Annotated in this window: 16 protein-coding genes; 3 read left to right on the top strand and 13 right to left on the bottom strand. The window is 59.9% G+C overall.

The window, feature by feature from the left end; genetic code table 11:
* Position 1: 1 nt before the first annotated feature.
* The 9 genes from FGF80_RS18455 to FGF80_RS18415 all read right to left on the bottom strand — a co-directional run bounded on the left by FGF80_RS18455 (position 2) and on the right by FGF80_RS18415 (position 10,286).
* The gene (locus FGF80_RS18455; protein ID WP_138655688.1) at positions 2-244 is read right to left on the bottom strand and encodes a hypothetical protein; all 243 of its coding nucleotides are present in this window, start codon (positions 242-244) and stop codon (positions 2-4) included.
* Positions 241-948 (bottom strand): hypothetical protein, encoded by a 708-nt coding sequence (locus tag FGF80_RS19710; RefSeq protein WP_238705389.1) that lies wholly within the window; start codon positions 946-948, stop codon positions 241-243. Before FGF80_RS19710 ends, FGF80_RS18455 begins: the two co-directional genes overlap by 4 nt.
* Before the next feature lie 118 nt (positions 949-1,066).
* A complete protein-coding gene (locus FGF80_RS18445) occupies positions 1,067-1,372 on the bottom strand; it encodes a hypothetical protein (protein ID WP_138655687.1) in 306 nt (101 codons plus the stop codon).
* A 141-nt stretch (positions 1,373-1,513) separates the two neighbouring features.
* Positions 1,514-1,780, bottom strand: coding sequence for a hypothetical protein (locus tag FGF80_RS18440; protein WP_138655686.1), 267 nt, complete (start codon positions 1,778-1,780; stop codon positions 1,514-1,516).
* Between the two features lie 6 nt (positions 1,781-1,786).
* Positions 1,787-2,887, bottom strand: a complete 1,101-nt coding sequence (locus FGF80_RS18435) for a hypothetical protein (protein ID WP_238705388.1) — start codon at positions 2,885-2,887, stop codon at positions 1,787-1,789.
* A gap of 150 nt (positions 2,888-3,037) precedes the next feature.
* The gene (locus FGF80_RS18430) at positions 3,038-3,820 is read right to left on the bottom strand and encodes a hypothetical protein (protein WP_138655685.1); all 783 of its coding nucleotides are present in this window, start codon (positions 3,818-3,820) and stop codon (positions 3,038-3,040) included.
* A 1-nt stretch (position 3,821) separates the two neighbouring features.
* The gene (locus tag FGF80_RS18425) at positions 3,822-5,384 is read right to left on the bottom strand and encodes a S8 family serine peptidase (RefSeq protein WP_138655684.1); all 1,563 of its coding nucleotides are present in this window, start codon (positions 5,382-5,384) and stop codon (positions 3,822-3,824) included.
* A complete protein-coding gene (locus tag FGF80_RS18420; protein ID WP_175417072.1) occupies positions 5,381-9,505 on the bottom strand; it encodes a beta-alanine-activating enzyme beta-propeller domain-containing protein in 4,125 nt (1,374 codons plus the stop codon). Before FGF80_RS18420 ends, FGF80_RS18425 begins: the two co-directional genes overlap by 4 nt.
* 139 nt (positions 9,506-9,644) lie before the next feature.
* The gene (locus tag FGF80_RS18415; RefSeq protein WP_138655682.1) at positions 9,645-10,286 is read right to left on the bottom strand and encodes a hypothetical protein; all 642 of its coding nucleotides are present in this window, start codon (positions 10,284-10,286) and stop codon (positions 9,645-9,647) included.
* A 305-nt stretch (positions 10,287-10,591) separates the two neighbouring features.
* Between FGF80_RS18415 and FGF80_RS18410 the strand changes: the two genes are divergently transcribed.
* Entirely contained in the window at positions 10,592-10,792 is a 201-nt protein-coding gene (locus FGF80_RS18410) for a hypothetical protein (RefSeq protein WP_138655681.1), read from the top strand.
* 80 nt (positions 10,793-10,872) lie between these two features.
* Here FGF80_RS18410 and FGF80_RS18405 read toward each other — a convergent pair whose 3' ends face one another.
* The 4 genes from FGF80_RS18405 to FGF80_RS18395 form a co-directional block, all read right to left on the bottom strand.
* Positions 10,873-11,178, bottom strand: coding sequence for a hypothetical protein (locus FGF80_RS18405; RefSeq protein ID WP_138655680.1), 306 nt, complete (start codon positions 11,176-11,178; stop codon positions 10,873-10,875).
* Positions 11,175-11,306: a hypothetical protein gene (locus tag FGF80_RS19825; protein WP_269150353.1), complete on the bottom strand. Its 132-nt coding sequence runs from the start codon at positions 11,304-11,306 to the stop codon at positions 11,175-11,177. Before FGF80_RS19825 ends, FGF80_RS18405 begins: the two co-directional genes overlap by 4 nt.
* 12 nt (positions 11,307-11,318) lie before the next feature.
* Positions 11,319-11,711 (bottom strand): hypothetical protein, encoded by a 393-nt coding sequence (locus tag FGF80_RS18400; protein ID WP_138655679.1) that lies wholly within the window; start codon positions 11,709-11,711, stop codon positions 11,319-11,321.
* Positions 11,712-12,005: 294 nt separating this feature from the next.
* Complete coding sequence (locus FGF80_RS18395; RefSeq protein ID WP_138655678.1) at positions 12,006-12,800, bottom strand: hypothetical protein; 795 nt, start codon at positions 12,798-12,800, stop codon at positions 12,006-12,008.
* 337 nt (positions 12,801-13,137) lie between these two features.
* Here FGF80_RS18395 and FGF80_RS18390 point away from each other — a divergent pair, with 337 nt between their 5' ends.
* Together FGF80_RS18390 and FGF80_RS18385 are read left to right on the top strand one after the other, a co-directional pair.
* Complete coding sequence (locus FGF80_RS18390; RefSeq protein WP_394348260.1) at positions 13,138-13,602, top strand: type IV pilin; 465 nt, start codon at positions 13,138-13,140, stop codon at positions 13,600-13,602.
* Entirely contained in the window at positions 13,602-14,105 is a 504-nt protein-coding gene (locus tag FGF80_RS18385; protein WP_138655676.1) for a type IV pilin, read from the top strand. The genes FGF80_RS18390 and FGF80_RS18385 overlap by 1 nt, the downstream gene beginning before the upstream one ends.
* Positions 14,106-14,126 lie beyond the last annotated feature (21 nt).

Below are 14,126 nucleotides of genomic sequence, written 5' to 3'. Positions count from 1 at the left end.
ATCACCCCTGAATGAGCTGCCAGAGCAGTCGGACGATCCCAACGAGTCCGAACACGCCGAAGATAACCGTGAAAACGAGTGTCGCCCCCAACGTGACGAAATTGGATAGGAGTGCGATCGTGAACAACAAGAGATTCGCGGCGACCTGGTCTCGTGGATCGTCAGCCCACACGACCTGTTGGAGTCGTGCAAACAGCCAATCTAGCGGGTCCTCTGGGAGCACGTCATCGGGCACGGCGCTCATGTGTTCACCTCCCCGACAAGGACCTCAAGCACGCCCTTACTGTCCGGGCCGAGTCGAAGGCCATCCCAGTAGCGCCCGGCGAGTTCGTTCAGATACTCGTCGTCGGGCAGTTCGTGATTGCCGTCGCCGGACTCGTCGATATACTCCCGTCGAAACTCCATGAGGTCGTCCGTCGCGAGTCGGGCATGGCGTTTCGTGATTCCGACAATGTAATCGGGGTTCTCGGGCGTTTCGCGTCGCCAGTCGACGCTCGTAAACGTCCGTGTCGTGTCGTCGTAGTCGGCTTCGAGAGTCGTTTCAACGCGTTCGCCCTCGCCGATCAGCGACGGGTCGATCACGTCGATTTGGAGGGTCGTCGTGCCGAGTGGGTCGATGTCCGTGTGGTTCTCGAGGAGCCAATTCGAGTAGTTGATCCAGTGGCCCTCGTTGGCCGTGAACTCGTTTCGCATCGCGTTTGCGAGGTTCTCGAGTGTCGATGCCGAGGACAGCGTGTACTGACGGGCATCTTGGAACCCGTAGATGAACGCTAAGAGGTTGTTACTCGAGACCTCGAAGCCGTCGGCAAAGAGGCCACTCGGTGGATCGTCACTGTCAGTCTGTGCGCTCGCGGTCGTCGAAGCGAGAGTTGTCGATCCACCGACCGCCAGGGCCGCCCCCGACGTCCGAAGGAATCGTCGCCTCGTCTGTGGGTCTGATTGTGTCATAAGTGATCGTACTGAAAGGGTATCGGGGGAGACAAGCGAGACCTCCGCAGCGAGGAAAGCGCCCCGGAGTGGCCTAGGCAACCCGCTCAGGGGACCGACCCCCGATGCGTCGGCTGGGTCACTCGCAGTTCGCGATGACACGCATCCGCTCGGCAGCCGTCTCGAAGGCCTCGCGCCGACTGGCATCGGACAGCAACACGTCGCCGTCGAGCGAGACCGTCCATGGGCCGAGACGGCTGCGCTTAGAGAGTCGCATCACCGAACCGTAGCCGGCCCACGACCGGCCACGAATAGCGGTCCGCTCGGGCCGCCATTCCCCAGGGGCGACGATCCGGAGCCGGGACTCGAGGCCGAGCATATCACGTAGCGTCTCGATCGATTCGGCCTCGAACCCGGTCGCACTCGAGAGTCGTCGATCAACCATCGGGTATGCAGCAGTACCGCTGTTAGTCCGCGGGTCGCGCTTGGGAGACTGTCTGGTTGCCATAATGCCCGCCGCCGGAGTCGAACCGGCATCCACGCCGTGCGTGAGCAGGTCGATCGAAAATTGGAAAGCTGTGCTACGTCACCAACTGGGGAGCCACTGCATGGACCCTTTACCGACGAATGCGTAGATCGTCAGATCGAGGTTCCACTGCAGGGTTTCGGTCACGATTGTCGCCGGCCGAGAGTCCTCCGAGAGGTCGTTGCGGCCGGTAAGCAGTTGCCAGAAGATGTCAACGACACCCCAGGCAAGTGCGACAATCGAGACGATCCCCGAAATGAGCGCCGCGACAGTGATGCCATAGACGAACGCAACGATCCGCCAGAGTGCTTGGCTGCGTTGTCCCATCGTCGATCACGCACCTCCGAGTCGGCGGCGGCCAGCCGGGATCAGGAACGCCAGCGACAGGCCGCCAGCGGGCGCGGTCATGCCGATGCCGATCGCCTCGAGCAGCGAGAAGGACCCAAGCGAGGTCCACCCGAAGTTGCTCCCGAGACTGTACAGACCCATATCGGCCTTGTCGATGAACAGACTGTTGAGGTCGGCCTGCTCGAAGCTATCGACCGACGTGAACGACTGACTCGAGACGTAGAGATCGACGCTCGTGGCGTCGCTGTAGTCATCGCCGAGTTCGAACGTCCACTCGCCGTTGCCGTTGGCGTCGTAGACCGCGTACGTGTCGGTGCTGGTATCGACGATATCGCTGTCAGCCGACTGGTAGAAGGCCAGGACTGGCGTTCCGTTAACGCCCGTACTCGCACCGTGGATCAGGTCGCCGCTGTCCTTGTCGTCCATTGCGTCGCTGAACGCACTCGAGCCGTTGGTCGTCTCGTCGTTGAGCGTGACCGTCGTGTTCGAGCCGTCGACGCCGACGGTCCGTTCGTACGTGTGCCGGTCAGCGGGATCGTCATCGCCGAGCAGGCCGAACGAGAACGTGTTCCAGCCGCTGGCATCGACATCCTCGATCGTGGCACTCGAGTCGTCGACGTTGGTCACCGCATAACTGTTATCGAACGTAATGTCAACCTGGAAGCTCGATTCGGCGGTCGTCACGGTACCGGAGCCGTCAACGCCCCAGGTGGTGACAGAGACAGTCGTGATCTGGCCCGCATCGCCGGGGAGATCGGATAGTTTGTCGTTCGAGAGGTTGACCGTCTGGGACGCGGTAGTACCGTCGGTCACGTCCTCCGACGTGAGAGCGTAGGTCTCGCCGTCGTAGGAGACGTTCATCTTGAGCGTCTCGGTGCCGTCAGTGTCGAAGTCGGTCCCGTCCGAGGCGATGCTAGTTTCGAGATCGTTGCTTGAATCGGCCGTGAAGCCGGTGACGGTGTCGGTGCCGTCGCCGGCCAGCGTGGTGGTTGCCGCACTGGCACTGCCTGCGAACGCGCCGATGCCCGCGAGGGCAACCAGCGCGACCATGAACAGCGTCGTGACTGTGGATCGATTGAAATTCATGTGGATGTGTGTGAATGAAGTTGGTTAGTGGGCGAGCTATGCGACTGTCCTCCCGGGTAGGGGTGTTCGGTGGGGGTTTCGCTTGCGGTGGCGGGACTGGCGGGGGTATCAATCCGGCCGTCCACCGGATGCGTGTTCGTGTCATGGGAATCAATCCTCGGTAATCAGCGTCTCACCGCCGTCGCGGAGGTTCAACAGGATTCGGATGCGTGCGAACTGATAGTCGCGCGTGCTCTTGTCCCACCACGTCCCGCGGTCGCGAGCAACCCACGGATCGAAAACCGCGGGGTCGTGTGACTTCGCAAACACACGGTTTCGCTCCCACTGGGGTTGTTTCTCGAGGAACGACCCGAACTCGCTGCCCGCAATCGTGTGTGCTGGGACGCCTCGAGTCGCGTCGCGTTGATGTCGGTAGTGATGATGCGGGGTCGCAACCGCAAGCGAGGGGTGGGTGGGGATCGACAGTTCATCTTGTGCCAGCGTCATTTCGTCGCCAGTCAATCGGACCGCGAAGTGGTGATAGCCCGAATAGACGACCGTTTGAACGTCGCCAGAGTCGGGATCGGTAAAGACGATGATAGGCTCGTGGTCCTTGAAGTGGCTGTCAGCACTCAGTAGCGGGCCAAGGAACGGGATTCGGTCCGCGAGACTGTCTTGTTTCGCGTATTTCGCCCAGTAGTAGTACGCTCGCGTGTCGTGCTCGCTTGACTCGGCCCACCATCCGTAGACGCCGACCTGCTGTTGTTGGTCGTCAAATCGAATATCAAGATACGGCTCGTATTGCCGTAGTTCGGCCTCGTCGTCGCCGACGGCCGTGATGTGACTCAGTGTCCATCCGGGCGGATCGGCCGCCGACGCAAGCCCCGGGACTGCAACGGCCGCAGCAGCCGTTGTCGCCGCTGTCGCGAGGAATCGGCGTCTCGAGACAGACATGTTAATCGATCTGTCTGAATAGCCATGAACCGCTCATTGTCTGGTAGGCGGCCCCTCGGGTTGCTGCCTCGGCGGTCTCAGCCTCGGTTTGGGTTTGATCGGGGACGGCCCCCGACAGAAGATTCGCCGCCGACGGCATCCCCGCGCCGACCTCCTCCTGGGCTGCTCGTGGAATCGGCTCCGCAGTCCGGGTCAGTTCTTCGCGAGCTGACTCGAGATCGGTGATGCGGTCGTCAGCGACGCCAAGCCCAGCAACCCCCGCGACGACGGGGCCAGCCATCGATGTCCCGGTCAGCACGTCGCCGCTTGCGGACTCAATTTTACAGCCCGGCGCTGCCACGTCGATTGCTGCGCCAGTCGTTTCGCCGCCAGACATGTCGGTAATCCCGTTGTGCGGTCCGACGTTGGAGAAATAGGCCGATCGCGCTTCCTCGGGCGGGGCCACGGTCGTCGCGCCGACAGCGATCGAATTATCGCTCGAGGCCGGCGTCGCCACCCAGCGGGTCCCTTGACGGTCGTTGCCCGCTGCAACGATCGGGACGACGCCCTCCTCGACGGCGTACTCAAGGGCGTTATCGATCGCTGTCGAGTATTTCGGACTGCCAAGCGAGAGATTGAGGATATCAACGCCCTCATCGCCGGCTTTGCGGATCGCCGCTGCGATATCGTCGAGCGAGCCACTGCCCTCATCGTCTAAGGCCTTGAGACCGAGCACGTCCGCCGACGGGAGATAGCCCTCGAGTGTCGCATCGGACGGTGTCCGGGCAGCAAGACAAGCAGCACACCAATTCCCGTGCCCGTTGCCGTCGGCTGTCTCGCCGATACCGCTTGGGTCGTCGTCGGCAACGAAATTGGTCGATGCGGGGAGCAAGCGCGTGTTCCCATTGGCGTCGTCTAACCACGCTTCCTCGGAGACGCCCGTATCCGCGACTGCGACCGTCACACTCGAGGTATCGGGCAAGGCGGTCTCGGCACTGGTTGCGGCCGTCGCCTTGCGGGCGGCTTCGAGCGCATCCTCGCTCATATCAGCGTCAAACGCCACGCCCGCACTGTCGGGAGTGCCATCGGCAAGCGTCGAGAGCAACACCGATTCGAGCGTTCCGAACTCAGACCACGCGTTCGACGTCTCCGGCGTGAGCGGGTCGGCCAACGTGACCGTCCGATTGATCTCGATGCCGCTGGCGTCGATATAGTCAAGCGTCGCGATGCCCTGATCAGCGAGCCACCGGTCACGGTTGCGAGCCCCAATAACATCGACCGGAGCGAGAGTGGTGAGCGTCCCGGCAGCGTCGTGTCGCCGGTTCGAGAGGACCGCCGTGTTATCCTCCCCAGACAGTTCGTCCTCGAGTGCATCGAGATTTTGCGTGCGAGTCTCGGGGTCGTCGCCTTTGACGGGGACGATCCATTTCCATCGGTCCTCCGAGTGAGAGGTCGCGTTTGCCGGGGGTTCCCAGCCGAGCAGGCCGGGTTCGGTCGTCGGGGCCAGCGAGGCCAGCGTCAGTGTGCCCGCGCCCGCGCCGATGCTATACAAGTGTTCGCGCCGTGTCTGTTTGCGGTCTGTCATTGGGTATCCCTCCGTCGTCGATGGACAGCGATGCCGGCGAGTCCGAGGACTCCGACGAACTCGCCCGATGGGACCGTCATGCCAAACGGAATCGGGAGCCCGGACAGCCACTGCGAAGCTTGGTGTGACGCCCGATCAAGATAGCCGGCCGATTCGATCGCCGTCACGGTCAGCGAGCCATCCGGTTCCGTGTAGGTCCGCACGACGTGTTTTCCGTCGGTTGGTTTCTCGACTGAGCCAAAGCGGGTCTCCCCGCTGTGGGTGATCGGATCGCCGCCGAAGTCGGCCGCCGACCGCCAGTACAGCGTCGTTGCTCGCGTATTCTCGAGGTGGATGTTGACCGGGATGTTGCCCGAGACGCGTTGCTCGTCTGAGCCATACACCACCGAGATATCGATCGTGTGCTCGGTGCCAGTCATTGCGTTTGACGGCATGACGTTGAGTTCGCCAGGACCGTCGGAATCGTCGGCCACGACGGTCACGTCCATCGTTCCGCCGTTGGACTTGAGGCGCGCGCCCTCGAGATTCTCGCCGGTCACGGCATAGATGCCGGTCAGTGACTGCTCGGAGCCACTGGCCCGGACCGTCGCGGGATCGGACCGGGACTGCTCTTTTGCGTCGATGCGCTCGGACACGGTGAACTGCTCGCCTTGCTGGTTCTCATAGGTCAAGCGGACAGAGTGTGTGCCCGCGCCGTCGGTTCTGAAACTCGCGCGGTCGCGGTCGGGATCGATGGTCGCGTTGAGTTCAGTGCCGTCGGGAGCAAACGCGGCCGCATCGACCAGCGAGCCGTATCCCGTCCCATCGGTCGCGTCGATCCCGACGTTGACGCGCTCGGATGGGCCGGGCGCGAGTGACGAGAAGTCCACCGCATCGATGCCCGGAGCCGAGCCGCTGGCCGCCGGGTTCAGTGCCGAGAGTCGGTCGTCCAACAGCCCCTCGGGATCGTCGCCGAGATCAGGGAGCAACCCACCGTCGCCAGTGCTGGCCCCACGCACGCGAATATCGAACGCTGCGGGGTCCGCATCACTGATCGGGAGGTCGTTGACGACGACCTTTTGGCCCTGGCCAGTGAGCCCGGCCGATTCGACGGACCAAAACTCGTCGTCGATCGTCTCAACGGAGCCGTTAGACCAATGCCGCTCTAAAGAGATCGAATCGGGGTCGATCCCATCCGGGAGTGGGTACTCGAGGTCGATCCCATCCCCTCCGATATCGATCGGGTTCTCGCCGCCGAGGTCAGGGGGCTCGATCTCCCCGATGCCCGTGAGGGCGACCTGCATGTGCTGTGTCTCGGTCGGCAACTCCGTGCTCGAGAGGTTGCTCGCGTTCTGGATTGTGTTGAACTCAGACCGATTGAGATAGCGCTCCTCTGCGCCGGGCAGCGTCTCGACGAGTGTGCGGTGGTCCGAGTAGACCCGTTCGAGCCCTTGGCGCTCCATTTCGTCGAAACGTTGGTCGTACTCGGTTCGCAGTTCGTCGATCGTCTCGTTGAGCCGTTGGTTCTCGAGCCACTGTTGGAGCGTTGCCAGACTCTCCATATCCCCGAGTGGGACCTTCGGGCTGCGGTAGACCGTAACGGAGACGTTTTGAGCCGGTGGTTCGACCGTGTTCGGCTCGGGATTCGGTAGGAAGAACGTCCCGTTGTAGCTGCCTGCTTGGGCATCGCGAAGGTCCTGCATGCCCGGATCGGACAGTCCCTCAAGGATCGTGCCGTCGGCGCGCATCGCATGGACGTTTGCCGTCTCGACGCCCGACGGCATGTCAACCGCAAACGCACCGTTTGCGTCCGCTTGGGTGGTCTTGCGGACGATGCGGTCGTCGGCCAACAGGTCACTCAATCGTTCTTCGCGATCCTCGAGCGAGACGATTTGATCTTGTACGTCCGACGTGATCGAATCGATCAGCTCGTCGGGATCGCCGACCGTGATGAGATAGGCAGTCTCCTTGTGCCCTTCTGCGTAGACACGGTAGACTCCCGCTGGGAGTTCGGTCACCGCCGCCTCATGCGTTTTTTGTGAGAAGGAAAACGAAGGGTTCGCTGTCAGCACCGGGCTTGTCTCGAGCGTGCGCATATCGCGTGTCTCCCCTGTCGGAGACAGTTGCTCGACGACGATCGTGCCCGTCGTGGTGCGACCCGGCAGCGCACTATCGATTGCATCCTCACGGTCCCGAATCGCCCCGCCAGACTCGGTGGGGTCCCAGACCGACAGGACGACCCGTTCGTTGCTCGGGGCCGTGACTGTCGGTTGGTCGAGGTCGGGATCGATATTGTACTCGATGCCACTCCCCGGGATGGACCGACCGTTTAGGTCCCAGTCCGATTCGGAGTGGACAGCGACGACGTTTGTGTCGGCCCCAGAGAGTTGCCCGCCCGTGCCCGTCAGTTGGAGGTCCTCGTCGAACCCATCGGGCAGTGGCGACTCGAGTTGAGACTCGAGGTCGTCGATCGTGCTGTTAAGGTCAGTGAGCGTCGATTCATCGAAGTTTGGCGGGTTCGTCCCCCACACGGAGACCGTTGCGTTCGGGACCGGGTCACCGTGTTGGTCGGTGACGGTGCCGGTGATTGAATCAGCAAACGATCCAGTCCACCCACCGTGATGACCAAGCGTCCCAAGAGAGGTCCGGGTTCCAGCACTCCGGTCACCGCCACTTTCGACCACTGTTGCAGACGAGTCATAACCGTTCGCGGATGTTGACCAAAGTGTGTCACCGGTCTGTGCATCGAGTGCATAGAACTGATATTCGCCAACATAGACGACACCATCCGAGACTGTCGGAGTCGCCTTGGCGTTATTATTTGTGGGATGGGTCCAAACTCGAGACCCAGTATCTGCGTCAACTGCATGGACTAGGCCGCCACCCGACCCGTCACTGGCCCCAACATAAACGACATCATTTGAGATCGTAGCTGAGGAACTGATCTGACCGACTCCCTCGGAATAATTCCATTCTTTCTGTCCAGTTTCACTATCGATAGCGTATAAACTTCCATCAACAGATCCAATATAAATAGTATCATCTTTGATGGTTGGGGAATTCACAATAGAATCGCCAGTTTCGAACCTCCACTTTTCATCACCTGTTTTTGGGTCAATCGCATAGAGATTGTTATCTTTCGACGCTGCGTAGAGGGTATCTTTGTATAGAGTGGGAGATGCATAAGTCGAACCTCCAGTGGTGAATTTCCATTCTTGTTGGCCGGTTCCTGCATCTACTGCGTGAACACCACCGTCATTGGACCCAATATAAACCATCCCGTCAACCACTTGTGCGGATGAATATCCAATATTGCCTGAAGTGGAGTATTCCCACTGTTTCTCGCCAGTGCCTGCATCAACTGCATAGAGATTATTGTCGCCAGACCCAACATAGACCGTCCCGTCAACGACTGTTGGTGATGATGTGACGTAGTCATTAGCTGTGAAATTCCATTCTTCCTCACCAGTGCCTGCATCAACTGCATAGAGATTATTGTCTGTAGACCCAACATAGACCGTCCCGTCAACAACTGTTGGTGATGACCTCCCCAGGCTCCCACCCGTTGTGAAAGTCCACTTTTTCTCGCCAGTTTCTGAGTCGTATGCATACAGATTGTTGTCTTCTGATCCGACATAGATCGTCGCGTTATCCGTCGTCGCTGTAGCGGTGCTAAGTGAGTTTGTCGGCATGGCAGTTGCAGTCCCAGGGCCAACTGCAAGCGGTATTGCTGCGATGCTTGAGACCATCACGAACGCGAACAGCAGTGCTCGAGCCTGGCCTCGACTGGGCGATTGGAGAGATGACCACGTTGCAGAAACGAGGTCGCGTGCGATCCAGGCCACCGCAAGAGCAGCAAAGAGTCCGATCGAGGCCTGTCCAGTTCCCGACCAAAACCAGTCGTGCTCGAAGGTCACGAACAGGTAGCCCGTCCAAGCGGCGTCAAGCACCGAGACGAGTGCAACCCCAGCAGCGCCGGCCGTCGCGACGCGTGGGGCATGATTTCGGCCCCAGTTGAGAACCTGGAACCCTGTGATGAGACCGACAACAGCGATCGTCGCCGCCTCAAGATAACCCCCACGTTCAAATAGGGCAGCCGTCAGCGGGTTCGCCTCGGTGGCCGGTGGCCAGACCTCAAGCATGACGACCGTCGCTGCGAACGCAACGAGCGTCGCGAGCAGTGCGATTGTTTCGGCCGTCCGGATCGGGGCCGACGTGAGTCGGGTTGCGACCCTACGCGTCGCTCTCGAAGGAGTGGTTTGGTCCGTCATGAATGTGTTCTCACTGATCCGCAGTCCGCAGGTCGCGAACGACGTGTTCCATATTCGATTCGTCCGACATGCCGTCGGCTTTCCGCTCAAGGGCGTGGGCAGTCAATTGCCGCCGTCGACTCAGTACCAGCTCGTCGACGGCATCGAAGACGTACTCGAGGATCTCCTCGAAGGTCTCGGTGTCGCGATCGCCGAGTACGCCACCGAAGCTAACGGCCCCACACTCGGGGCAGTGGCGATGGCGTCGGTGGTCGTTTTTCGATATCTCAAGCGAGTGTGCAAGCGATTCCGTGTCGAACTCGTGGTCAACCTCAATTCGTGGGACGTAGTGTTCAGCGTCGGAGAGTTTCGATTTGGTATCGAACTCATGCCAGCATTCTGGGCAGAAAATCGGCGGGTTGCCATAGCTCCGGAGGATTGAGCCGGCGACCCACGCATCCCGGTTGACGCCCTGAACCTGCGTATGTGTCTCACCGCGGCCAAGCATCTCATCAACGGTCGCGAAGTCGTGTACGGTGCCGTCGTCGCTGCCGTCGTGAGACGGTTTCGAGTCGTCTTTCGGGTCGCGCTCGGTGTCGAACTCGCCGGTTTCGCTGTCGAAAATGTTCGTCCGGGCACCAAGGGCGACAGTGTTGTGACTGTTGGAACTCATGGTTTGTGTGCCTGAAACGGCAGAAGTGGCTAGTCGATCGCCGCGGAGATCGGCCCGGTCGTGAGACCGTATTCCTCGGTTCGGAAGACGAGCCAACGGCCCGTACGAGGGGACATACCCAGAGAGGGTGCCGCTCCGACGACGTGGTTACTAGACTGAAACACGTCTTGCATTAAGAAACTACCGCTTACAACAGTCTCAGCAAGCTCAGAACAGTCTCAGCAATCCTAAATTTGGTCACAGATTGCTGAGCCGACTATCGGAAACGGCTAGCATTTTTGACTCGGCGGCGAGAGGGCAACAATATGGGCGACGAGCCCGTCGGCGACGAAGATGAGGCGAAGTCGGTGACGGTCAAGATGAAACAATCCGAATTAAATGAACTCGAGCACCGGATTGATAGTGAGTTCAATGACGCGAATCGGATTCGAAAGGCCGTGTGGCTGGTAAACAACGCCTCTAACATCGATCTCAACTTCGACGCCGGCGAAAACGAATCGGAGTAGGGAGCCCCCGAGGACCTTGGCCGGGTTCGGGGTACAGTGAGTGGCTACGCTGCGAAATAGGAAAAGGATTCGGTCGGTCGCTATTCGTTCCGGTCGGCCACCGTCGCACCTGACAGCACGATCCGCGAGCGGTCCTGGCCGTCGACGCTTGCCGCAAGCCGACCCCGAATCAGCACGCACTCGCGTTCGGTTCCTGTACGGATGTTCCCTCGCGAGCAGTGGTCGCAGCGTCGGGCGACGATCTCGGCCTCGAGCGAGCCGGTCGAGATCACCAACACCTCGAGTCGATCGTTCGGTCGGAGTGTCTGGCCGCAGCGGTCGCAGCGGGCACGCTGGCCGACGGCGACGGGCACCCACTCGAGTAAGTCCGCAGCATCGGCGGTCATCGTTCCTCCGGTGGGTAACACGTCGCTTTCGCGCGTTCGATCTCACACAGCTCGCGCTCGATGCGTTCGGGCGGCCACTGCTCGGTCCGGTCGCGGCGCTCGTCGGCGCATGAAATATCGGAAGGCATCGGTCTCCCTCGCTATTCCTCCGCGAGCACGCGACGGTACATCTCGAGAATCGGTGCGTAGCGTGCCGTGTGGTGGTCTGGGAGTTTACTGACGACGGAAGAATCGGTCACAACCACGGTACGTGGGATTTCATGCCAGTCCTCGCGGTGGCCGAAAAACTCCCGTTCGATGGCGAACTCTCCGGATTCATCCACGTACGCAACGCGAGTAGACGGCAGCGAGAACGTGGCGTTCGGCGTGGATTTCTGCTCGAACGTACGGGCGACCGCGGCAAACCGGCAGCCGTGCTCGTCGGATTGTTCGTCCTCGAGTCGGCGGATCGTGGACTCGTCTATCAGGACGATGTCTTGTGATTCGGTACTGTCGTCGGTAGCCTTTTTACGGGCCGGCGGTTTCGTACTCATGTTCACTCGATTACCTCGTGTGAACCCAGGTCGCGTGTTCCAAGCACGCGGCCGTTTCTGCGACGGCAACTACCTGAGTTCGTTCTAGCGCTAGCGCCGCATCCACTTATATCTAAGGGAATAGTTTCTATTTGCTTACTATGATCGAAAGTGCTACCGGGTGCCGTTTCTGGGTTTAAAATACCAGAACACAGATGTATTTCTCGGACCCGAATCCCGACCCCTCGAGTGCTGCCGCTCCACGGCCGCGAGGCGGTCGCAAAAGCAATCGATACCAGGGCAGGCCCCATCCACCTACCGAACAGTCCCTAACTCGCGGGCCGCGTCGGCCGAGATCACGATATCCCGCTCCCCCAGCGAGACGCCGCCACCCGCTACGTCGTCGATCAACGCGGCCAGCGACTCGAGATAAGTCCGGTTGCGAGCCTCGCGGACTGTCAGCGTCGCTTTGTCATCGTGTTCGATCGCCCGATTCTCGAGATAAGAGTACACGAACGTCTCGCGGACATCGTCGGGCGCGTCAGTGAGATACGTCGGCAGCGCGAGTTGTTGGTCGGCTTTCGGACCGACCGGCGCACCCAGCGCCGCGAGCACGCGACCGAGCACCGAAGCGTCCTCGGTCGGCCGGGCTTCGTCGGCCCGGTCGCGACGATCGGCAACGATCCGATACTCGCAGCCGGCCAACTCGAGCGCGTCAAGAACGTGACTGTCTTCGCCGCGATGGTTCAGGGCGAAACTCGGCCGGTAGTACTGCTCAGAGATCGACCCGGCCGAAAAGACGTTCGCGACGAGCGTGTTGTGCGCGGTGAACTCGGGGTCGCCGTACTCGGCCTCAAGCCACCCATAGTCGCGGGCGGTCTCGATGCCGCGGACGGCATCTGGTTTCGCGCCGTCGAGCCATGGGCGAATGCGACCGCGGGGTAACTCCAAGGCCGAGGCGATCGCACTCGAGCCCTTGTTTGGGTGTCGGGACGCATAGTCCATCGTCCGGCCGTAGTCCTTGACGACATCAACCGGGTCCGAATAGGAGGGGGGACTGTAGGTGCGCGCGAGGGCGTCCGCGGAGACCGGAGATTCAGAATCGGACATGATAGGTGAATGGACCGGTGGCATCAAATTCCTATTGTTTCTGGGAGTGATCTTGGAAATCGCACGACGGAAACGGTTCAAGGGGGTGCTGTAGCGGTTCTGACAGTGCTTGATTATCAGTTTTGAAAGCCTTTTGGACAGTTATTCCGTTCAATAGCTGTAGCATCAAATAGTTATAAGTAGGGGAAGCATGCTCGGTACCGATAGCACCAGACGGCGACGGGATGAGAAAGCGGGGACGCGAGGTTGGCTCCATATCCCCTTGCGACCGCATTGCCTCTTTGGGGAGGTTGTGCAAAAGCTTTCTCACCGTTTATGTCGGTGCGACAGAACAATGATAGACGGAAAATCGATTCGAAACAAGCTGATCGGAGACGAACAGGAGCGTGCAGTGTCACCCGTTATCGGGGTCATTTTGATGGTAGCCATAACCGTGATCCTCGCGGCTGTGATTGCTGCCTTCGTGCTCGATCTTGGCGGGAGTGTCGGCCAGGAAGCGCAAGCCGGTGTGAACATTGAAGTCGACGAAACGGCTAAGGGTAATGTCTCTGTCGAGGTAACGTCATTGGGTAACTCAGACCATGTTGAACTAAGTGGGGACGTTAGTGGAGACGCAGCTGCGTCATCGACTGGAACAACCAATACTTCGAAGATGGAACTGGGGGTTGGAGATACTGTTAGGCTGCAAAAGGACAGCGGGCTGAGTGAATCTAGCGGAACTGTGACTGCCGTCGCAGTCATTCAAGAAAGTGAAACGCGGACCCAAGTCGCCAGCGAGGACTACGAGGGGTTCAGTAGCTAATGATAGACATTAAATCAAAATTAGTTGGTGACGAACAGGAGCGCGCAGTGTCACCCGTTATCGGGGTCATCTTGATGGTCGCCATAACCGTGATTCTGGCCGCTGTAATCGCAGCGTTCGTGCTCGATCTTGGTGGCAGTGTCGGCCAAGAGGCACAGGCCGGAGTTACGATCGATGTGGACGAAGAAGCGAATGAAATTCAGATAGAAGTCACGTCGATCGGTAATTCCGATTACGTTGACATCACAGGGACGGTCCGAGATGAAGGCAACGACGACTTATATGATCCCGACTCGAGTGCTGTCGATGAAATGTCTAACCTCGGCGTTGGGGATGTTGTCACAATCTCAAACAAGTCCAGTGCGGACGTTCAAATAGACGGTTCCTATACGGATGTCGGAAACTATGAGAAAGGGACGGTATCGGCTGTTGCAGTGATTGAATCTGACGAGACCCAGACATCCGTTGCAAGCGAAGAATACGACCTAGATTGGTCTCCGTAGTAGTCTAATCGCCGTTCCCAT

This window comes from Natrinema pallidum (assembly GCF_005890195.1).
GTDB classification, from domain to species: Archaea; Halobacteriota; Halobacteria; order Halobacteriales; family Natrialbaceae; genus Natrinema; species Natrinema pallidum.
The sequence above is the reverse complement of the archived record's forward strand: the minus strand, read 5'-3'. Positions and strand labels throughout refer to the sequence as shown.